The following is a 20,577-nucleotide window of genomic DNA, read 5'->3' on the forward strand; positions in this document are numbered from 1 at the left end:
CGGCGATGATGTCTCGCGACGAATACGGTGTCAAACCGTGGGAGCCAATCTGGATGATCGCGACACGCGCCCACCATTATCTTCGAACAGAAAACGAAAACCCCGAGACTGGACATCCAATCTCGGGGTCTTGATTCTCACAGCTGTGGTTCAGGGCTTAGAAGAAACCCTTGCGCTGCCACCAGCCGCCCTTGCGGGGCTTTGGCTCTTCGCCATCGGGGCTGTCGTTCTTGCCGGAGGAGGTAACGACCGGTTCGGACGATGAGACGTTATCGCCGCGGTTGGCGCGGGTCGGCTTTGCAGCATCGTCCGCTTCCTCTTGCGTCGTCTCAATAGCAGCTTCAGCAGCCTGCGGAGCGGGTGCTGGCGCAGCAGGCGCTACGTCAGCGGTCGCTTCTTCCTGCGGAGCAGGGGCGGCGTCCGCAACTGGTGCCGCGGCGGCCGGTGCTTCTGCTTCAACCGTTGCCTCGACAACCGTTTCAGCCTTCTCCTTGGCCTTGCGGGTGCGACGAGGCTTCTTCGGCTTTTCGGCCTCTTCAACCTGCGGCGTTTCAGCCTCGACAGCATCGACAGCATCGACAGCGGCCGTCGGCTCTACGCCTTCGGCTGCATCCGCTACGTCGCCATCGTCAACGCCGTCATCGGCATCGCCCTGATCGCCATCGCCATTCTCGGCGTCCAGCAGGTTGCCATTCTCATCACGGTTGCGACGGCCGCCACGCTTGCCACGACGACGGCGTTTGCGCTTGCCTTCGTCCTGACCGGCATTGTCGCCTTCGGCGCGTGGCTCTGTGGCGTCAGCCTGATCGTCGGTGGCGTCGTCGCCATCTTCGTCATCGCCTTCACCGGATGCGTCGTCGTTGGCATCTGCCTGAACGTCGCCGTTCTGGCCGTTGCCCTTGCCACGACGGCGACGACGACGCTTGCGCTTGCGCTTGCCGTCTTCACCGGTTTCAGCCTGGGGCTGGCGTGGCTCGCTGCTTTGCGCCTTCGCTACGACTTCTTCTTCGTCTTCTTCCTCCTCCTCGGCTTCGATGACGATATCGTCTTCGTCTTCCTCGAAGGTTGGGAGAGCTTGCAGAAGGTTTTCGATCTTCACCGGATTTTCGACGGCTTCACCACGGTCGATGGCGAAGTGCTGAGCACCGACGCTGGCATCTGCAGCGATGATGATCGAAACGCCGAAGCGTTCTTCGTAATCAACGATGGTGCCACGCTTGTGGTTGAGCAGGTAGAGCGCCGTTTCAGGCGTCGTGCGCACCGTGATGTTGTGCGTCGTGTTGCGCAGCAGGTATTCTTCGACACCACGCAGAACGTGCAGCGCGATGGAGGATTCCGAGCGCACATGGCCTGTGCCACCGCAATGCGAGCAGATCTGAGTGGTGGATTCGAGAACCGAAGCGCGGATACGCTGGCGCGACATTTCCAGAAGGCCGAAATGCGAGATGCGGCCCACCTGGATGCGAGCGCGGTCGTTCTTGAGGCAATCCTTCAGCTTCTTTTCGACAGAGCGGTTGTTCCGCTTTTCTTCCATGTCGATGAAGTCGATGACGACCAGACCGGCAAGGTCACGCAGGCGAAGCTGACGGGCAACTTCTTCCGCAGCCTCGAGATTGGTTGCGAGCGCCGTCTCTTCGATCGAATGTTCGCGGGTCGAGCGACCGGAGTTCACGTCGATCGAAACCAGGGCTTCAGTCTGATTGATGATCAGATAGCCACCGGATTTCAGCGTGACCTGCGGCTGAAGCATGCGGTCGAGCTGCGCTTCGATGCCGGAGCGCGAGAAGATCGGATGAATATCGCGGTATGGCTGAACCACCTTGGCGTGGCTCGGCATCAGCATCTTCATGAAGTCTTTCGCTTCACGATAGCCTTCTTCACCGGACACGATGATCTCGCTGATGTCCTTGTTGTAGAGATCGCGGATCGAACGCTTGATCAGCGAGCCTTCCTCATAGACGAGGCAAGGTGCTGTGGAGTTCAGCGTCAGCGTGCGAACGTTCTCCCACAGACGCATCAGATATTCGAAGTCGCGCTTGATTTCGACGCGGGTGCGGTTGGCACCGGCGGTGCGCAGAATAACGCCCATGCCGTTCGGCACTTCGAGATCGCGGGCAATCTCCTTCAGGCGCTTGCGGTCTGCAGGCTGGGTAATTTTACGGGAAATACCGCCGCCACGTGCCGTGTTCGGCATCAGAACGGAGTAACGTCCGGCGAGCGACAGATAGGTCGTCAGGGCCGCGCCCTTGTTGCCACGTTCTTCCTTGGCAACCTGAACCAGCAGGATCTGGCGACGCTTGATGACTTCCTGGATGCGGTACTGCTTGCGCGGCTTGCGCATGGCCCGGTCTGGAACTTCTTCCATCGCGTCTTCGGCGCCGACCGACTCGATGACTTCCTTCTCGTGATGATCGTCGTCGTCATCATCATCGTCATCGCCGACACGCTCGACGTCTTCGGAAATAGAGTCGGTGTCGACCATGGCTGCCATTTCGCCGCCCTTGGAGCCATCCTCATCGGCGGCTTCATCGGCAGACGCTTCGGCCGTAGCCTCTTCAGCCTCGGTCTTCTTCTTTGCGCGGGGACGGCGCGTGCGCTTCTTCGGCTTTTCTTCTTCCGCAGGCTGCTCTTCGGCAACCGCTTCGTCCGCAATGACGACGGCTTCCTCGGAGGCTACGGCTTCATTGGAAGCTGCTGTTTCTTCAGCCTTTTCCTCAGATGTCGGAACTATGCCGATATCCGGCTGGTCGGCCTTGGAAAGATCGACTGTGGGTTCGTTAGGGGCGTCAGCCGGTTCGAAGTCATCGCCACGGCGATGCTCTTCGGCTTCCGCCTTTAGAAGCGCCTGCCTGTCGGCCAGCGGAATCTGGTAATAGTCGGGGTGAATTTCGGCAAAGGCCAAAAATCCATGGCGGTTGCCGCCGTAATCCACGAAGGCTGCCTGAAGCGACGGTTCGACGCGCGTCACCTTTGCCAGATAGATATTGCCGCGTATCTGTTTTTTATGTTCGGACTCGAAATCGAATTCTTCAATGCGATTTCCACGAACAACGACTACGCGCGTCTCCTCTTCGTGGGAGGCGTCGATAAGCATTTTGTCTGCCATGTAAGCTGTGCTCCTCGGCGCAGCCTTGTCATATACGAGAATAGGCCTGCCGCAGGGACAGGCCTTTCATCTTTTTCCAAGGGTGTGCCGGAAATGAAGTGTTCCGCCCGACGCATGTAAACTGGCAGCATCCGGACAACGTGCAAGGCAACTTGCCTGCTCCCTGTATCCGGTTCGTATGAAAGCTGCTGCAACGACATCATTGGCCAAGCGAGAACGACTATAATAAATAGACTCCTGAGAGTCCGATGAAAATGCTCTCCTCAGAGCGAGCGGTGGCATGCCACCGGGTATGTCTCCGGCCACAGCCGGATTGATCCAGTTTCAGGATAAAAATGAAGCGACGGCAGATGATTGCCCGAAATTCAGCGCCAGAGTCATTCTCGATTGGCAGCCGGCGGGAATCTATCCCGTCAACATTTTTAACCCTCAATCGTGTTGTATGGTTTCTCCGTCATAATAGCAATAGGCAGGCTAAATATGTCATATCATTGATGGAATTTCGCGGTTAAGAAATGCTTCATCAAGGCTTGCGATTGTTGCAGCCAAGCGCGAATAAGGCCATCTTCATCAGGGGAAGACGGCAATTTTGGCTGAGAAGCCGATGATTTTCGCATAGAACGACATAAAACCTAAAAGATATTGGCGACGATGAAAACTCAGGCGCGGGCGGCAGGGACATCAACTAGGCGAGCTTTGTTTTCGCGAATCACTCGTTATGCGCGAGTCGCTTTCCCTGTCCTGTTCCTTGCTTTTGTCGCAGGCGAACAGGTTCATGCGGCGCCTCAGCTCGTTGCGAACGCCGCTCGTATCATCGGCGACGAGGCGCGCACACGTGTCGTGCTCGATTTCAACGCAGAGCCTGAATTTGAGGTGCACTATCTCGATTCGCCAGCGCGGATCGTGGTGGACTTGCCCGCTGTCAGCTTTGCCTTTCCCACAAACGATCTGAAGGCGACCGGGCTTTTCAGCGACATCCGCTTCGGTAGCATGGGCGAGGGGAGCGCGCGTCTGGTGTTGACCGCAAAGAAGCCTGTTCAGGTGGCCATCGCCAAGGTTGAGCCTGAGGAGGGCGGCAAAGTCTTCCGCTTCGTTCTCGACACCGAAATCGCGTCCAAACAGAAATTCGCCGATCTGTTGAAGAACCAGGATTGGCAGGCGCTCGCACCGGCGACCACCGCATCCGTTACACCCGATATCATCCAGACATCGCCGCGCCAGTCCGATTTCGTCATTGCCGTGGATGCCGGCCATGGCGGTATCGATGCGGGCGCAAAGGGCGGCGTCAGCGGCACGGATGAAAAGGTCATCACGCTTTCTTTCGCCAAACAGCTCACAGATCGTCTCAACCGTCTGCCTGGAATCAAGGCCTTTCTCACGCGCGATGACGACACGTTCCTGGCGCTTTCCGAGCGCGTAACGATTGCGCGCCAGCACAGCGCCAATCTTTTCATTTCCGTTCATGCGGACACGCTGAGCCAGAAAGGCATCCGGGGCGCGACGGTCTATACGATCTCAGACCGCGCATCGGACCGCATGGCACAGAACCTTGCGGAGCGTGAAAACCTCTCCGACCAGATCGCCGGTGTGACGGTCTCCAATGCGCAGCCGGAAGTCGCCGATATCCTGCTCGATTTGACGCGACGGGAGACGCAGGCTTTCTCCGTGACGCTTGCGGAAAACATCGTTTCTTCCTTCGAAGGGCAGGTGGGGCTGATCAACAATCCGCACCGTTATGCCGGTTTCCAGGTGCTGCGCGCCCATGATGTGCCGTCGGTGCTCTTGGAACTCGGTTTTCTCTCCAATCCGGAGGACGAAAAGCTGCTTCTCGATGAAAGCTGGCGCGACAAGGTGGCTGAACGTCTGGCCGAGGCGGTGACGAAGTATCGTGCCCAGGCTCTTGCCAATGGCGGCTGAGCTATAGGTGCTGTGATGCTTTTGCGACGGTCATGAAAAAGCGGAGCAACTTGATCGCTTCGCATTCGCATTTGATGGGCAAAGCCCTATTTTACTCACATTCAACGCGTTACTCGGCATCAGGATTCGGCAGCAGAGCGGGACTCGCTTGCGATTGCGCGAACACTATCTCTCGATAACATGAGCGGGAATGCTTAATCCCCGACTTGTCATCGGTTAAGCGGTGTGCAAAACGGCACGCTACATGTAAAATTGCGCGCCTACGGGCAGGCGCAAAGTGCGATTCGAAGTATCGGTAGCCTCATATGATCAGACTGATTGGATATTTCTTCGGCTTGGCGAGCACGCTTTTTCTCGTGGTCGCGGCTGGCGTTGCCCTTTACCTGGTAACGATCACGAAGGATCTGCCCGATTATGCAGTTCTGAACAGCTACGAGCCGCCGGTGACGACCCGCGTTCACGCCGGCAATGGCGCGCTGATGACGGAATACGCCGAACAGCGCCGCCTGTTCCTGCCGATCCAGGCTATCCCGGATCGCGTCAAGGCCGCATTCCTTTCGGCGGAAGACAAGAACTTCTATCAGCATCCCGGCATCGACGTGACCGGCTTTGCGCGTGCGGCCCTTGCTTATGTGACGGGCGGCCCGACGCAGGGCGGCTCGACCATCACCCAGCAGGTGGCAAAGAACTTCCTGCTGACGAATGAGCAGACGATGGAGCGCAAGGCGAAGGAAGCCATTCTTTCATTCCGCATCGAGCAGGCATACAGCAAGGACAAGATCCTTGAGCTTTATCTCAACGAAATCTTCTTCGGGCTGAATTCCTACGGTATTGCCAGCGCCTCGCTCACCTATTTCAACAAGTCCGTTACCGAACTGACCATTGCCGAGACGGCCTATCTCGCAGCGCTGCCGAAGGGTCCGGCGAACTACCATCCGTTCCGTCGCGAGAAGGCCGCTGTCGAACGCCGCAACTGGGTGATCGATCGCATGGCCGAGAACGGCTACATCACCAAGGCGGATGCTGAAGAGGCCAAGCAACAGCCACTGGGTGTGAACGTTCGCCGCGGTGGTCCGCAGCTTGCAGGTTCGGATTATTTCGCCGAAGAAGTGCGCCGCCAGATCGTCGATCAGTTTGGCGCAGACAAGCTGCTCAAGGGCGGTCTTTCGGTGCGCACGTCGTTCGATCCGGAAATCCAGATGGAAGCGCGCAAGGCGCTACAGGATGGTCTCATCGATTATGATGAGCGCCGCGGTTTCCATGGCCCAATCGATCAGATCGACATCAATGGCGACTGGGCAGCGGCGCTTTCCAAGCTGAAGCCTTTGCGTGATGTGCCCGAATGGCGCATGGCCGTGGTGCTGGCCGCGACGGCAGATGGCGTCGATGTCGGTCTTCGTCCGGACGCGGATAGCGATGCTGCCGATAAAAATGCGCGCGGCCGGATCAAGCCGGACGATATGAAGTGGGCTTATCGCGACTCCAAGGGGCAGCGCAGCACGGCCAAGTCTCCGGCTGGCGTGCTGAAGGCCGGCGATGTCGTCTATGTCGAGCAAATCTCTGGCCAGGGCAATTCCTACCGTCTTCGCCAGCCGCCGAAAGTGCAGGGCGGCATGGTGGTGATGGATCCGCATACCGGTCGTGTTCTCGCGATCGTCGGCGGCTTCTCCTACGCGCAGTCGGAATTCAACCGCGCGACACAGGCAATGCGTCAGCCCGGTTCGTCCTTCAAGCCGTTCATCTACGCAGCAGCACTCGACAATGGCTATACGCCGGCTTCGGTCGTCATGGATGCACCGCTTGAAGTTGTTTCCGGTGGTGAAGTCTGGCGGCCGCAGAACTACGGTGGCGAGGTCGCAGGTCCGTCCACGCTTCGTCTCGGCATCGAAAAATCCCGTAACCTGATGACGGTGCGTCTGGCACAGGACATGGGTATGAACCTGGTGGCGGAATATGCCGACAGCTTCGGTATCTACGACAAGATGCCGCCGCTGCTTGCCATGTCGCTCGGTTCGGGCGAAACCACCGTCATGCGCATGGTCTCGGCCTATTCCGTGATCGCCAATGGCGGCAAGCAGATCAAGCCGACCGTGATCGACCGTATTCAGGACCGCTACGGCAAGACGATTTTCCGTCACGAGGACCGCGCCTGCGAAGGCTGTAATGCGACGGTGTGGCAAAACCAGAACGAGCCGACCATCGTCGACAAGCGCGAGCAGGTTCTCGACCCGATGACCGCCTATCAGGTGACCTCCATGATGGAAGGCGTCGTTCAGCGCGGTACGGCTGCCGGCAAGATCAAGGTTGATCTGCCTGTTGCGGGCAAGACCGGTACCACCAATGATGAAAAGGATGCCTGGTTCGTCGGTTACACGCCGGATCTCGTGGCAGGGCTTTACATCGGTTTCGATAGCCCGGCACCCCTCGGCCGTGGCGGCACCGGCGGTTCGCTCGCAGCACCGATCTTCGGCGAGTTCATTTCCCAGGCAGCAAAGCATTTGCCGCACAGCAAGTTCATCGTACCGAACGGCATGAATTTCGTTGCCGTCAACCGCAAGACGGGCATGGCGGCGATGGAGGGCGAGCCTGACACGATCATGGAAGCCTTCAAGCCCGGTACCGGTCCTGCATCGAGCTTCAATGTCATCGGCATGGATGGCAACATGTCCCAGGAAGACATTTTGCGGGAGTCCCCGCAGGCGCAGCAGGCCATCACTGGCGGCGGCGGCGGCCTCTACTAAATCAAATCAACACAAGGCGAGGGGCGCGGGTCTTTACATCCGCGCCCCTCGCATTTATTCACCCAAGCAGTTTTTCAAGAAGGCGAAGAATCTGCGAAATGCGCAATGAAATCGTAAACGTAGTCGACGAAATCAAGCAGGCCATAAGCCTGCTGAGGAGGCATCTTTGACTGGGACCAGGCGATAAGACGACTGGACTGGTTGAACAACAAGGCAGAGGATCCGAACCTCTGGAACGATGCCGGCGAAGCGCAGAAGCTGATGCGCGAACGCCAGCAGCTGGATGAATCCATCAATGGTGTCCGATCGCTCGAGCAGCAGGTCAACGACAATATCGAATTGATCGAGATGGGTGAGGCCGAGGGCGACGAGGACATCGTGCGCGAGGCTGAAGAGGCGCTGAAGGCGCTGCGCAGCGAAGCAAACCGCCGTCAGGTGGAAGCGATGCTTTCGGGCGAAGCCGATTCCAACGACACCTATGTCGAAGTGCATTCAGGCGCCGGCGGTACGGAAAGCCAGGACTGGGCGAGCATGCTTTTGCGCATGTATACCCGCTGGGCCGAGCGTCAGGGCTTCAAGGTGGAAGTGCTGGAAGTGCATGATGGCGAAGAGGCCGGCATCAAGTCTGCGACCATTCTGGTAAAGGGTCACAATGCCTTCGGCTGGATGAAGACCGAATCCGGTGTTCACCGCCTGGTGCGCATCTCGCCCTATGACAGCAATGCGCGTCGTCATACGTCGTTCTCGTCCATCTGGGTTTATCCCGTCGTGGACGACTCGATCCAGATCGACATCAACGAAAGCGATTGCCGCATCGATACCTATCGCTCGTCCGGTGCGGGTGGTCAGCACGTCAACACGACCGACTCCGCGGTGCGTATCACGCACATTCCGACCGGTATTGCGGTTGCCTGCCAGCAGGAGCGCTCTCAGCACAAGAACCGCGCCAAGGCGTGGGAAATGCTGCGCTCGCGCCTCTATGAGCTGGAGTTGCAGAAGCGGGAAGAGGCTGCAAACGCGCAGGCCGCATCGAAGACGGATATCGGATGGGGTCATCAGATCCGCTCTTACGTTCTGCAGCCCTATCAGCTGGTCAAGGACCTGCGCACTGGCGTGGAAAGCACCTCGCCAAGCAGCGTCCTGGATGGCGATCTGAACGAATTTATGGAGGCAGCCCTTGCTCACCGCATTAGCGGCGGGGCCGGCGTGGAAGTCTCCGACATCGATTGATGGCGGCTGCGCCAATTTCGATAACAGAACCTCCCGTGGCGCTTGCTGCGGGAGGTTTTTCATTTACAGCATCGGCCCGAAAATCGGACTCGATTTTCGGAAAGCACGATGTGTCGATTCAAAAAGCTTTAGTGCCATTCGAGGCTTGAGGAGATTGTGGTGAAACAGGCTCTCTATATTGTCGATGTGCAACCGAGCTTCAATCCGCCGTCACGCCTTGTCGAGGAGATCGCAACACTCGCCCTCAGGATGCCGAGCATAGCGAGCGTCGAGCGGCATGATGAGAGCATCACGCCTTTCGAACGGCAACTGGGCTGGACGCCCGGCAAGAATGACGAGTCGCTTGTGGCCGCGGACCGCGTCTTCATCAAATATGGCTATGCACCGCCTAGAGAAGCTGTCGATTATCTTCTGTCGCTGCAGCTCGATCGGGTCCTCGTTTGTGGGATACAGGCGGATACCTGTGTCCTCGCCGCCGGCTTTACCTTCTTCGATGCGGGGCTCTCTCCCACGCTGCTGCCTTGGCTGACGGTGGGATCCAGTCTCGACCGAACGGGCGCGCTCGGTGCTCGTCTCTGGAAGCATCACTTTGGCGCGGTGCTGAACGGGCCAGACGAGATTTGAGGCACGCCGGAGAGGGTGGGGGGCGAGAATAGCTACCGTGCTGTGCTGATGCTCTTGCCAGCCTGTTTAAGGAAGACAGGCACGCCGCCTTAGGTCAGTTCGACGCTTTCTCGATTTTCATGTCGCCCAACTCATCGATGAGAATGGTCCACGCGTCCGGCTCCTTTTGAGCGGGATCGGTCTTCAGATGAACGGTGACGAACAGACCGGGAAGACTGGACGCGCCGGCCGAGCTTTCAGGGCGGATGTCGGTTACATAGGCCTTCATCTGCGTGAATTCTTCCAGCTCGAGGGTCTCGACGAGGGAAGGGCCATCTGCGGTGTAGGCAATCTGCTGGAGATAGATTTTCGCTGTGCCATCTGGCTGGCGCATGGCGACGACCTTGTAGTAGCCGCGTGTGGGCTCTGGACGCGTCGACGCGCCCGTATCCGTCGTCTGTGAGGACTTTGCTGTGTCATCCACGGCCTCGCGTTCCCACATGCCGTTGCTGGTAACAAAGATGGTCGACACGGGCAGCGCATCAATGCCCGGCATCTGCGAGAAGGCCTGACTGACGCTACCAAGCAATAGGGCTGCGGCAAGGAGGGCTTTCATGGTCATGTCCTTCATCAGTTGGTGAACTGTTCGGCGAGAATCCGGTCCGACCAGGAGCGATCCGGATCAGAGAGAATTCTGGCCGTCCGATCCTGCGAAAGCGCGATCTTGACGCTGCGCACGGATTTCACCTCGCGGTGATCGGCAACGGCGTTTACCGGGCGCTTTTCGCCTTCTTGAACGTGGATGTCGACGGTCACCTTATTGGGCAGGAGTGCGCCGCGCCAGCGCCGCGGGCGGAAGGGGCTGACAGGTGTCAGAGCAAGAAGAGGAGATTCCAGTGGCAGGATCGGGCCATGGGCTGAAAAGTTGTAAGCCGTGGAGCCGGCGGGGGTTGCCACCATCACTCCGTCGCAGATCAATTCCTCCAGCCGCGTCTTGCCGTCGATGTCGACACGAAGCTTTGCTGCCTGGTGAGACTGGCGGAAGAGGCTGACCTCGTTCATCGCCAGGGCGGAGACTTCGTTGCCGTCCTCGTCCACCGTCGTCATTCTGAGCGGATGGAAATCATTGCCGGTGGCCACCGCAATGCGTTCGTGCAGCCGTCCCAGCCTGTAATCGTTCATCAGGAAGCCGACGGAGCCGCGGTTCATGCCGTAGACACGCTTCCCGAGATTCATCGTCTCATTCAAGACCTGGAGCATGAAACCATCGCCACCGAGCGCAACGATCACATCCGCTTCGTCGAACGAGGCATTGCCATATTCGCGGATCAGTTCTTCTCTCGCGGCCTGCGCGTGGTCTGCGGACGAAGCGACGAAGGAAATTTTATGCACTGAACGCGACATGCGGCCATCCCGATTGATGATCTCTGGTACATGAAGAGACACCTGATGGACAAGCTCTTTCGAGGCGCAAGCGGTTACCTGCCGCTTTCCGAGGTGCCCTTCGCGCTACGGCCCAGGCCACCACAGGAAGCCCGATTCGCATTCGCGCCATAATTATTAACAACCGACCCGCGAAGGCCGGAACAAAAGCAAACTCTCCCCGTTCTTTCAGCACAATGGAGATTGTAACATGACCTCGCAAGGTACTTCTGGTCGCCGAAGAATTCTTGAGGCCGCGAACAAGGCCTCCATTACTACATACAAACCCATTATCGTCCCTCTTACAGGTACCTATGTGGCAATGATCTTCCGCAGAGGCCTTAAGAGTGCGTCTAAACTGGCAAAGACTTAGTCGAAACCTGGCGTGACTTGACGCTGCCGATGACCGGTAGCCGGAACGCCACAGAGATAGCGAAGGGGAATGACATGAAGAAAGTTCTCATCATCGCCGCTGCCATGGTCGTTTCCGCAGGCGCAGCGTTCGCAGAATGTGCAAAGGGCATCGAAACAACGGCCGCCTCCCCGGGCGTCGACCGGGAGTTCAAGACGGCAAGCATCGCGCCGCCAACGGAGCCCGCTCAGAAACCCGTTCTGGTTTTGAGAAAAATGGACAGGCTGCCAGGCAATGTAGAAACCGCCGTTGTTGCCTCCCCTGAGAGCGCATTGGCGCGGATGCAGTGATACGCCTGATGAGAGCGCCGTGCGTCCTGCAGGACGCCCAAAGGACGCTCTGTCTTCTTTGATCTACGCATCGTGCTTCACAGATCCCGCGTCCGAAAATATCCAGCGCGGGATTTTTATGCGCAGGGTTATTAATTGGCTACAGCTCTCGGCGCACAGCACATCAAACTGCGATCGCTTGCGTCTCTCTCAAGACAAGATATCGCTGCCTATCCGACGCACAACCTTTCACGACCCACGCGTCTCCGAGCGTCTCCTAGGAGTCGAGCTTCAGAGAAAGCTGCCGACCGCCATTCTTTTTCAGAATGTACAGAGGCTTGGCGATCATCTCCGTCTTGCGGCGCAAATCGCGGCGACGCGCTTCAGCGCGTTCTCTCAAATCTCTGGATTGAGCAACAAGAGCGAGTGCCTGCTCAATGGATCTCTCTGACGTCGTCATCGTGAACTCCTGTTTGTTCTCTTTATGTTCTCATTTCGAGCCAGGATTGTCAAGGGATTCCGATTCGTGGACGCGTATGCCCAAATTGAGGTCGGGATCAATGTGAGAATCAGGATATCGTTTGCGAAGCGGCGACCACAAGTAAAGGTCGCGACTTCGAAACGGACGGTTCGAGGTGAAAAAGAAAAAGGCCCGGCGTGGCCGGACCTTTCACCTCTCACACTGCAACTTTCCATTTCAGGAGAGGGCGCGGTCTTCCAAGAAACTGTCTTCGGACAGGCGACCGCTTGCTAGTGCAACAATAGCAAGAGCTGCGTGTTGACGATCCCAGCCCGCACTTTCGGCGACCTCAAGCAGTCCATTGATGGAAGGCTCGAGAGCGAACTGGCATTCAGCCTGGTAATCCATAGTGTCGATCTTGAGCGACGGTGGATTGATCAAAGCGCGCATTCAGCACTCCATTCTGGCGCATATCCCACTCCCCGATGTAGGGACATGCGTGAAATTCACAAGCTTTTGAAGCTCAACGTCGTAACGACGTCAAGCGATATCAAGCCACGAATCCCCCAGCGCGAGGGAGAGTCTTTTATATTAGAGATTCTGTCAACCTCGGGCAGCAGGTTATGCGTCGCCCCTGCTTTGTCGAAAGGGGCGCTTTCGCCAAATGAGAAGGGCCATCACATAGAGCGCGAAGGTGACGAACCAGACGAGCGGAAAAGCAAGAAATACAGCGGCATATCCACATCCGCCATCAAAGCAGGTGCCGAAGGTGGCGGTCTGCACGACGGTCCTTGCCACAAAGAAGGAGACGAAGCCGGTTCCCGCAACGCCCGCAAGCAACAACACGATATTGGTAAACAGTCTCATGTTGGCGGAGTATGGATAAGAATAAGACGTCTTTGCGAACATCAGACAAGAAGCTGGTGTGGCTCGAATATTTTCTTGCTGAGTGTGTCTTATTTCTCGGCGCAGTGGCGGACGCCAGCCTACGTAACGCGCTGACGGTGCGAGTGGCAGCCTCACTGGCTGAAGAATAGCTGCTAGTTATCGGTCGGTCGGCGACTGCGGTCTTTTGACCTGTACGGACAGCAATTTTGGGAGAGCCGGGAAACGTGTCCAGTCGTGGTAACCTTAAATCCTGTTATTCGAATATTCGCTGTCAGCTTAGGCTATAGGTGGGTCGTTAAGTCAATTTCCAGAAGAAGTTTATGGAGCAACCGTCTTGGTCACGCCAGCAAGCGGTTTCTCAGGGGGCAATTTTGAAGAGATATATTCGATTTCTGATCTATGTTGTCAGAAACTTTGTTATTGCGAACAGGAGATTTGTTCGCCTATCACCTTTTGAACGGGGAAAGATTCCGTTCTACGATAAGCATACCAAACGGTTCTTGCACGTGTCGGTTCGAGATCACATCGACTCGATCACCGCGGACCAGGTTTTCACCGACAGTGACTACGAATTGCGCTTTCTGAGCCGCTACGACGAATTGGTGGGGTTCTATGAGCGAACCCTCTCCCAGAACAAAACCCCTTTGATCATCGACTGCGGCGCCAATATCGGTTGCTCCGCCTTATTTTTTGCTCGAGAGTTTTCAGCCGCAAAGCTCGTGGCTGTGGAGCCCGAGCGTAATAATGTCGAGATGATTAGAAAAAACTGCGCGTCGCTGAACAACGTCATCGCGGTTAACAAGGCGGTTGGCTCGGCCGATGGCCTGGTGACGATTGCTGATCCGAACTGCGATAACAATGCATTCAGAATGACTCGCGAGCCGGATGGCACAGGTGACATCCCCGTTACATCGATAGAGAGCCTCCTATCCGATTACGATCAGTATGTGCCCTTCATCATCAAAATCGACATTGAAGGTTTCGAAGATGACCTGTTTTCGGCAAATACCGGCTGGCTCGAAAAATTTCCCTTGATGATCATCGAAACGCATGACTGGTTGCTCCCGCGCCAGGCAAATTCCAGCAACTTTCTCAAAGTCATCAGCGCAACGGGACGGGATTTCGTGCACAGAAGTGCCAATGTCTTTTCCATCTCCAACGCGATTTGAGATGTGAAGCCTGTCGCGACCTTTCAGATTCGCTCCTTGCGGTTCATATCCATGTTATCGCAAGCGCGACTTGCGTTGAGTCACGGCGGTTCTTCGCTGATGTTCAAGGCGCAGCACCTTCCACGGCTCTGACTTTATCACGGCGCATCGAAAGCCGCTCGCAGTGCGACATTGGGTCGTTGGGTCATCATATCGAACCGAACGCTGCCTGCCTTCGAGCAAGTTCTGACTTACTCTATCGTATGATCACGATAGTGGCGGGAGGAAGAGTGCAAGAACGAACAGCGCGAACAGAAGCTGTCTGCAACGCGCCTGAAACTTCGTCTTATTTATCGAAAGGTTTTGCAAAATTGTCTGAAACGTCAGACACTTGCGAAGAGAAAATGGTGGGTGATGTAGGGCTCGAACCTACGACCCGCTGATTAAGAGTCAGCTGCTCTACCAACTGAGCTAATCACCCGACCGGCACCGTGTGGCGGTGTGAGGGGGCGTATAAAGGGGTTCATTTCCCTTGTCTAGCGCCAATGATGAAATATTCCGATTTTTCTTTCGAGTGGTATATCATTTTCAGAAAAAAGCCCGGAAATCCGGGCTTCTTCCGTTAGAGATTTTTTTGGCGACCTAGCGTCTTATTGCTCGCGCCACGGCGATCAGGATGCAAGCGCCGATGAAGCCGGCGATCAAATATCCAATCCAGCCGCCCAAAACGATTCCGAACACCGACAGGATGGCGTTGGCGATCACTGCGCCCACGATCCCGAGAATGATGTTCATCAAAACACCCATATTGCTCTTCATGAACTGCTCTGCGAGCCAACCGGCGATGCCACCGATAATGATTGCTGCGAGCCAACCGATACCTGCTGATTCCATGATTACCCTCCATCTATGGACACTATTTGCTTGTGCGCACTTTAATGGTTGAGACGAAAAGAAGTTCCACGGGTTGAGTATGATGCTGCTGTTGAATTGCCTTATACGGCGATTATGTAGGCCAGAAGATTCGGCAGAAGCAAAAGGGTAGGTTTAATGACGTTTTCTATGAGTGAGAACAAATGGCTGCGTTCTCTGCTTCTGCTTCCGCTAATCTGCATGCTGCTGTCCTCCTTCGCTTTTGCGCAGCAGGACCCTGCCCAGGCGCCGGCTGCTGCAACCATGCCGGTTGTGGAGCGGTCGACGAAGGAACTTGATAAGTACAAGGCCGCGCTTTCCGATATCACCCGTCAATTGGAGGATGGAGGCAGAGACGATACAAGGCTCGTCGATCTCAAGGGTAAGGCGGATGATCTATCGACATCCGTCAACAGCGTCGTGTCTACTCTGCGTGGACGGCTGGATGAGATCAACGGTCGCATCACCTCCCTCGGCGAGCCGCCCAAGGAAGGTGCGCCGCCGGAAGCCAGCGTGGTGACTGACGAGCGCAACAGGCTGAATTCGGAAAAGTCGCAGATCAACGCCGTGCTGGGCGATGCCGAGGCCGTTGCCGGGCGCGCCACATCCCTGTCGAACAACATCACCTCCATTCGCCGCGCACTGTTTGCCGCCACGCTGTTCAAACGCACGGAGATTTCTCTGCCCGTGCTCGCCGAAGCGGGCCGGGAGTTTATCGACGAGGTCTCGACGCTCAGCAGCTCGCTGACTGGCTGGTCGGTCTTTGTCTGGAATTACAAGCGGCTTTCCATGTTCGGTGCCGTTTCGCTTTCGGTTCTGGCTGCCCTTCTGTTCTTGGTCGGCGGATATCGCCTCCTTGGACACCGCATGGAGCGGCGCGCCTTTTCAGGTGAGCCATCCTATCTGCGTCGCTTGTCCGTCGCCTTCTGGTCGACGACGGTGCAATCCATGTCGGTCTTCCTGTTCATGGTCACCTCGGGCTTCTTTCTGGATAATTTCGGCGTGTTGCGGCCGGATATTGCGCCGATCGTCTATGTCGCGATGTCGGTCATCGCGTTTGTCTATTTCGTCTCGCGCCTGACCTACGCGATCTTTGCGCCGACGCAGCCGGAGTGGCGCCTCCTGCATGTCTCCAATAGCGGCGCGCATACCATCTCGTCCGCCATGTTGATCATGGCGATCGTCAACGGTCTGGATTACCTGTTCAGCACCATCAGCGAGACGCTGAATTCCCCTCTGATCTTGACCGTGGCAAAGAGCTTTGTGGCCTCGATTATCATCGGCGTCATCTTACTTGCCCTGTCGTTCCTCAAGCCGGTCATAGGCGAGGGCGAAGACGCCGAGAGCGGCCACAAGCGCATGCCGCGCTGGCTTGCCATTCTGCTGCGTGTTGGTGGCCTGTTGCTCATCGGTGCTTGCCTCACGGGCTATGTGGGGCTTGCGCGCTTCCTCGCGACACAGGTCATTGCAACGGGCGCTGTGGTGGCCACAGTCTATATCGGTATTCTGTCCGGCAAAGCGATCTCGCGTCAGGGCGCTTTCGGCGAAACGCTGGCCGGTCGTTATCTCGGACGGCGCTTTGGGCTTGGACCGGTGGCGCTCGATCAGGCCGGTCTTGCCGCTGGTCTCGGCATCTACGCCATCGCGCTTGCCTTTGGCATACCGCTGGTTCTCTTCTCCTGGGGCTTTCAGCCAGGCGACATCGAGAATTGGGCATACAGCCTGCTGACGGGTTTCAAGGTCGGCAATACGTCGATTTCGCTCATCAGCATCTTTAGCGGCATCCTGGTCTTCATCGTCGGTTATGCGGTGACGCGCTGGTTTCAGAAGTGGCTCGATCGCAACGTTATGGCGCGCGGTCAGGTGGATGCGGGCGTTCGAAACTCGGTCGGTACAGGTATCGGCTATCTCGGCATCGTCGTTGCTGCGATCTTCGGTATCTCCTCGGCCGGTCTTGATCTTTCCAGCCTGGCACTCGTGGCTTCGGCCCTGTCGGTCGGTATCGGTTTTGGCTTGCAGAACATCGTCTCGAACTTTGTGTCCGGCCTGATCCTGCTCGTTGAGCGCCCATTCAAGGTCGGTGACTGGGTGGTGACTGGCGCAGTCGAGGGTACCGTCAAACGGCTTTCGGTGCGCGCGACCGAGATCGAGACCTTCCGCGGGCAATCGATCATCGTGCCGAATTCGGAATTCATCAACTCGTCCGTCGGCAACTGGACGCACCGAAACCGCATCCAGCGTGCCGAAATTCCGGTGTCGGTCGCCTATGAAACCGATCCGCAGAAGGTGATGGATATCCTGCTGGAACTGGTGAAGAAGCAGACGCCGGTGTTGAGGAACCCTGAGCCGCATGTGGAATTCCTGCGCTTCGGTGATTTCTCGCTCGATTTCGAACTCCGCTTCCACCTTGCCGATCTCTCCCATGGGCTGACCGTCAAGAACAATCTGCGGATGGAGATTTTGAAGCGTTTCCGTGAAGAAGGCATCAGCATCCCGATGCCGCAGCGCAATCTGAACATTCACATGGAAGGCGAGACGAACCCGCAAATCCTTGCGGCGCTTCTTTCGGAGGAGGGCGACAAGGCCGTCGTCTCGCATACCGGCGCCGCGGCTACGCCAAAACACGATGCGGCGAAGTCCGAGGTTTCCAAGCCGCAAGGCGAGGAAGAAAAACTCTCAGAAGTAAAGGCGGAGGGGCCGAAAGCACCAGCCGCAAAGCAACGAAGATGAGCATTCGCGCTGCTTGAAAATCGTCAAAAGGCTTGCCGTCGCGGCGAGCCTTTTGCATGTCGTAATCAGGCGTTTGGGCGACGATGCGACATTGCATAGTCTGCGCCATAGGTTCGGAAAAAGCCGCGTTCATGCGGATGACATGCCTCAAGGGGAACTATGACTATGAAGACACATGCGCGGGCAGTGGTTATCGGTGGCGGCGTTGTCGGCGTTTCGACGCTCTACCATCTCGCCAAGAAGGGCTGGACCGATTCTGTTCTGATCGAGCGCAAGGAGCTGACATCCGGCTCTACGTGGCACGCCGCTGGCCTGCTTCCGCTGTTCAACATGAGCTATTCGGTTGGTCAGATCCATAAATACTCGGTCAAGTTCTACGAAGAGCTGCAGCAGGAAACCGGCATGAATGTCGGCTTCTCCAAGGTTTCCAATATTCGTCTCGCCCGCACCAAGGATCGCTGGGACGAATATATGTATTACACCGGTATTGCCGAAACCATCGGCGTCAACGTCAAGCTTCTAACGCCGGAAGAGGTGAAGGAAGTCTGGCCGCTTTGCGAGACCGACGGTCTGCTGGGCGCAATCCAGCATCCAGACGATGGCTATATCCAGCCGGCGGATCTGACCCAGGCGCTGGCAAAGGGTGCGCGCGACAAGGGTGCGACGATCTACAGAAACACCACCGTCACCGCGATCGAGCAGACGGAAGACGGTCACTGGAAGGTGACGACCGACAAGGGCGAAATCATCGCCGAGCACGTCATTTCCTGTACGGGTTCGTTTGCGCGCAAGACGGGCGAAATGGTCGGCATCAATATTCCGGTCATTCCTGTCGAGCACCAGTATATCGTGACCGAGCCGCATCCGGACATTCTGGAGCGTCGCAAGCAGGGTCTGCCTGAAATGGGCGTTCTGCGCGAGTCGGACAGCGCATGGTATATGCGCGAGGAGGCCGGTGGTCTGATCCTCGGCCCCTATGAGGTCGGCGCGCCTGTCTGTTATGTCGACGGTCCTTCGGCCGACAGCGAATATGAACTCTTCCAGGAAGAGCTCGACCGTCTGATGCCACATATCGAAAGCGCCATCGCGCGCGTGCCGGCCTTCGGCGAAGTCGGCATCAAGAAGGTCTATAACGGCGCGATCGCCTACACGCCGGATGGCAACCCGATCGTTGGACCGGCTCCAGGCCTCAGGAATTTCTGGCTGAACGAAGGTCACTCCTTCGGCATCACCGCGGCCGGCGGTGCCGGCTGGCAGCTGGCGGAATGGATTGTCGATGGCGAGCCGACGCTCGATCTCACCGGCGTCGATCCGCGCCGCTTCGGCCCTTACGCGACCGAAGGCTATCTGATCGCCAAAAACGAAGAGGCCTATGCCAACGTCTTCACCATGCACTACCCGGATGAGGAGCGCTCCGCTGCCCGTCCGCTGAAGACGACGCCGATCTACGATCGCTTGAAGAAGCTCGGCGGTGTCTTCGGCTCCGTCTATGGCTGGGAGCGTGCCAACTGGTATGCGCCGGAAGGCTATGCGCTGAAGGAGGAAGAGCTGGGCGTTGGTGCCGACGTCATCACCAACCACAATCATGCGCCAGCGCTAGAAGACGGCCGCATTGTTGAAAAGTGGTCGTTCCGCCGCTCCAACTATTTCGAGCATGTCGGCAACGAGGTGAAGAACGTCAACCAGAATGTCGGCGTTCTCGATATGTCGGCCTTCGCAAAGATGGAAGTCTCCGGCCCTGGCGCGCGCGCCTGGCTCGAATCCATCCTTGCCAATGCCATTCCGAAGAAGCGTGGCCGTATTGCGCTGACGCACCTTCTGACGCCGAATGGCGGCGTGAAGGCGGAGTTCACCGTTTATGAATGGGCACCGGGCCGATTCTACTTGGTGTCTGCCGGTGGCCTGGAATCTGTCGATCACGACACGCTTCGCCGCCTTGCGCCAACGGATGGCTCCGTCACTCTCCAGCCGATCACGCAGAAATACGGCGTTCTGGCTCTTGCCGGTCCGAAGTCGCGTGACGTGCTGAAGAAGCTGACGCGCACCAGCCTCGAAAACAAGGACTTCCCATGGCTGACCGCCAAGGAAATCTCGGTCGGCGTGGCGACCGCGCATGCGCTGCGCGTCAACTTCGTCGGCGAACTGGGATGGGAACTGCATCACCCGATCGAAATGCAGAACTACATCTTTGATCGTCTGATGGAAGCCGGTGCCGAATTCGGGATCAAGCCATTCGGCATTCGCGCCATGGTGTCCATGTCTCTTGAGAAATCCTACCGCAACATGGGCCGTGAACTCTCCGTTGAGTACAACGCCTATTCGTCGGGTCTCGATCGCTTCATCAAACCAGAGAAGCAGTTCATAGGCCGCGATGCGGTTGTGGCTGGCAAGGAGAAGGGTCTGCCCTGGATCTTCTCGACGCTGATCGTCAGCGGTAACACCACCGTCGACGCACGTGGTTCGGAAGCTATTCTGAACGACGCAGGTGAAGTCGCTGGCCGCGCAACGAGCGGCGGCTTCGGCTGGCGTATCGGCAAGTCCGTAGCACTTGCGATGCTTGCGCCTAACTACGCGACGATCGGCACCAAGCTGAAGATCAAGATCCTTGGCGATCTCTATGATGCGGAAGTCGTCGGCGAAAGCCCGTTCGACCCTGACAATGCGGTGCTGCGCGCCTAAGGCGTGGTGCTGACGTGAGATAACACGAGGGGCTCTGTTCGCGCGGAGCCCTTCGACGTT

14 protein-coding genes, 1 tRNA gene and 1 pseudogene are annotated in these 20,577 nt (G+C 57.3%); 9 read left to right on the forward strand and 7 right to left on the reverse strand.

Going from position 1 to position 20,577, the window contains the following annotated elements:
• Positions 1-157: 157 nt before the first annotated feature.
• Positions 158-3,106 carry an Rne/Rng family ribonuclease gene (locus tag AC07U5_RS07140; RefSeq protein WP_494722627.1) on the reverse strand — a complete coding sequence of 983 codons (2,949 nt, stop codon included), beginning with the start codon at positions 3,104-3,106 and terminating at the stop codon, positions 158-160.
• Positions 3,107-3,757: 651 nt separating this feature from the next.
• Between AC07U5_RS07140 and AC07U5_RS07145 the strand changes: the two genes are divergently transcribed.
• From AC07U5_RS07145 to AC07U5_RS07160, 4 genes are all read left to right on the forward strand, one after another.
• Positions 3,758-5,023, forward strand: coding sequence for an N-acetylmuramoyl-L-alanine amidase (locus tag AC07U5_RS07145; RefSeq protein WP_494722628.1), 1,266 nt, complete (start codon positions 3,758-3,760; stop codon positions 5,021-5,023).
• Positions 5,024-5,328: 305 nt separating this feature from the next.
• On the forward strand, positions 5,329-7,764 hold the full coding sequence (locus AC07U5_RS07150) for a penicillin-binding protein 1A (protein ID WP_062440904.1): 2,436 nt from the start codon (positions 5,329-5,331) through the stop codon (positions 7,762-7,764).
• Positions 7,765-7,862: 98 nt separating this feature from the next.
• Positions 7,863-8,994, forward strand: a protein-coding gene (gene prfB / locus AC07U5_RS07155; RefSeq protein ID WP_162686383.1) for a peptide chain release factor 2 whose coding sequence is annotated in 2 segments (ribosomal slippage) — positions 7,863-7,931 and positions 7,933-8,994 — 1,131 coding nt in all. Because the reading frame shifts where the segments join, the coding sequence is not laid out codon by codon here.
• Positions 8,995-9,153: 159 nt separating this feature from the next.
• Positions 9,154-9,618 carry a cysteine hydrolase family protein gene (locus AC07U5_RS07160; protein ID WP_494722629.1) on the forward strand — a complete coding sequence of 155 codons (465 nt, stop codon included), beginning with the start codon at positions 9,154-9,156 and terminating at the stop codon, positions 9,616-9,618.
• A gap of 94 nt (positions 9,619-9,712) precedes the next feature.
• On the opposite strand, the gene AC07U5_RS07165 is transcribed toward AC07U5_RS07160, so the two are convergent.
• On the reverse strand, positions 9,713-10,213 hold the full coding sequence (locus AC07U5_RS07165) for a hypothetical protein (RefSeq protein ID WP_494722630.1): 501 nt from the start codon (positions 10,211-10,213) through the stop codon (positions 9,713-9,715).
• Between the two features lie 14 nt (positions 10,214-10,227).
• Positions 10,228-11,046, reverse strand: a pseudogene (locus AC07U5_RS07170) (NAD kinase); the annotation flags it as partial.
• A 420-nt stretch (positions 11,047-11,466) separates the two neighbouring features.
• Here AC07U5_RS07170 and AC07U5_RS07175 point away from each other — a divergent pair.
• Positions 11,467-11,721 carry a hypothetical protein gene (locus AC07U5_RS07175; RefSeq protein WP_494722631.1) on the forward strand — a complete coding sequence of 85 codons (255 nt, stop codon included), beginning with the start codon at positions 11,467-11,469 and terminating at the stop codon, positions 11,719-11,721.
• A 256-nt stretch (positions 11,722-11,977) separates the two neighbouring features.
• Here AC07U5_RS07175 and AC07U5_RS07180 read toward each other — a convergent pair whose 3' ends face one another.
• On the reverse strand, positions 11,978-12,160 hold the full coding sequence (locus AC07U5_RS07180; RefSeq protein WP_062427428.1) for a hypothetical protein: 183 nt from the start codon (positions 12,158-12,160) through the stop codon (positions 11,978-11,980).
• Between the two features lie 237 nt (positions 12,161-12,397).
• On the reverse strand, positions 12,398-12,610 hold the full coding sequence (locus tag AC07U5_RS07185; protein ID WP_062427426.1) for a hypothetical protein: 213 nt from the start codon (positions 12,608-12,610) through the stop codon (positions 12,398-12,400).
• 45 nt (positions 12,611-12,655) lie between these two features.
• Between AC07U5_RS07185 and AC07U5_RS07190 the strand changes: the two genes are divergently transcribed.
• Both AC07U5_RS07190 and AC07U5_RS07195 read left to right on the forward strand, forming a co-directional pair.
• Positions 12,656-13,162 (forward strand): hypothetical protein, encoded by a 507-nt coding sequence (locus tag AC07U5_RS07190; protein WP_494722632.1) that lies wholly within the window; start codon positions 12,656-12,658, stop codon positions 13,160-13,162.
• 206 nt (positions 13,163-13,368) lie between these two features.
• Positions 13,369-14,217: an FkbM family methyltransferase gene (locus tag AC07U5_RS07195; protein ID WP_494722633.1), complete on the forward strand. Its 849-nt coding sequence runs from the start codon at positions 13,369-13,371 to the stop codon at positions 14,215-14,217.
• A 384-nt stretch (positions 14,218-14,601) separates the two neighbouring features.
• Here the strand turns inward: AC07U5_RS07195 and AC07U5_RS07200 are convergent.
• Together AC07U5_RS07200 and AC07U5_RS07205 are read right to left on the reverse strand one after the other, a co-directional pair.
• Positions 14,602-14,677 (reverse strand) — tRNA-Lys (locus AC07U5_RS07200).
• Between the two features lie 161 nt (positions 14,678-14,838).
• Complete coding sequence (locus AC07U5_RS07205; protein WP_062427424.1) at positions 14,839-15,090, reverse strand: GlsB/YeaQ/YmgE family stress response membrane protein; 252 nt, start codon at positions 15,088-15,090, stop codon at positions 14,839-14,841.
• Between the two features lie 168 nt (positions 15,091-15,258).
• Here AC07U5_RS07205 and AC07U5_RS07210 point away from each other — a divergent pair, with 168 nt between their 5' ends.
• Together AC07U5_RS07210 and AC07U5_RS07215 are read left to right on the forward strand one after the other, a co-directional pair.
• The gene (locus AC07U5_RS07210; RefSeq protein ID WP_494722634.1) at positions 15,259-17,838 is read left to right on the forward strand and encodes a mechanosensitive ion channel family protein; all 2,580 of its coding nucleotides are present in this window, start codon (positions 15,259-15,261) and stop codon (positions 17,836-17,838) included.
• Positions 17,839-18,003: 165 nt separating this feature from the next.
• Positions 18,004-20,517 carry a GcvT family protein gene (locus tag AC07U5_RS07215; RefSeq protein WP_494723269.1) on the forward strand — a complete coding sequence of 838 codons (2,514 nt, stop codon included), beginning with the start codon at positions 18,004-18,006 and terminating at the stop codon, positions 20,515-20,517.
• Positions 20,518-20,577: the final 60 nt, after the last annotated feature.

Source organism: Agrobacterium sp. GW821-FHT02D03, from assembly GCF_059421725.1.

Coding starts and splice junctions, on each gene's coding strand:
- AC07U5_RS07180 (WP_062427428.1), bottom strand. CDS start 12,160: ATGACGACGTCAGAGAGATCCATTGAGCAGGCACTCGCTCTTGTTGCT.
- AC07U5_RS07185 (WP_062427426.1), bottom strand. CDS start 12,610: ATGCGCGCTTTGATCAATCCACCGTCGCTCAAGATCGACACTATGGAT.
- AC07U5_RS07215 (WP_494723269.1), top strand. CDS start 18,004: ATGAAGACACATGCGCGGGCAGTGGTTATCGGTGGCGGCGTTGTCGGC.
- AC07U5_RS07165 (WP_494722630.1), bottom strand. CDS start 10,213: ATGAAAGCCCTCCTTGCCGCAGCCCTATTGCTTGGTAGCGTCAGTCAG.
- AC07U5_RS07195 (WP_494722633.1), top strand. CDS start 13,369: ATGGAGCAACCGTCTTGGTCACGCCAGCAAGCGGTTTCTCAGGGGGCA.
- AC07U5_RS07210 (WP_494722634.1), top strand. CDS start 15,259: ATGAGTGAGAACAAATGGCTGCGTTCTCTGCTTCTGCTTCCGCTAATC.
- AC07U5_RS07190 (WP_494722632.1), top strand. CDS start 12,656: ATGCGTGAAATTCACAAGCTTTTGAAGCTCAACGTCGTAACGACGTCA.
- AC07U5_RS07175 (WP_494722631.1), top strand. CDS start 11,467: ATGAAGAAAGTTCTCATCATCGCCGCTGCCATGGTCGTTTCCGCAGGC.
- AC07U5_RS07205 (WP_062427424.1), bottom strand. CDS start 15,090: ATGGAATCAGCAGGTATCGGTTGGCTCGCAGCAATCATTATCGGTGGC.
- AC07U5_RS07145 (WP_494722628.1), top strand. CDS start 3,758: ATGAAAACTCAGGCGCGGGCGGCAGGGACATCAACTAGGCGAGCTTTG.
- AC07U5_RS07140 (WP_494722627.1), bottom strand. CDS start 3,106: ATGGCAGACAAAATGCTTATCGACGCCTCCCACGAAGAGGAGACGCGC.
- AC07U5_RS07150 (WP_062440904.1), top strand. CDS start 5,329: ATGATCAGACTGATTGGATATTTCTTCGGCTTGGCGAGCACGCTTTTT.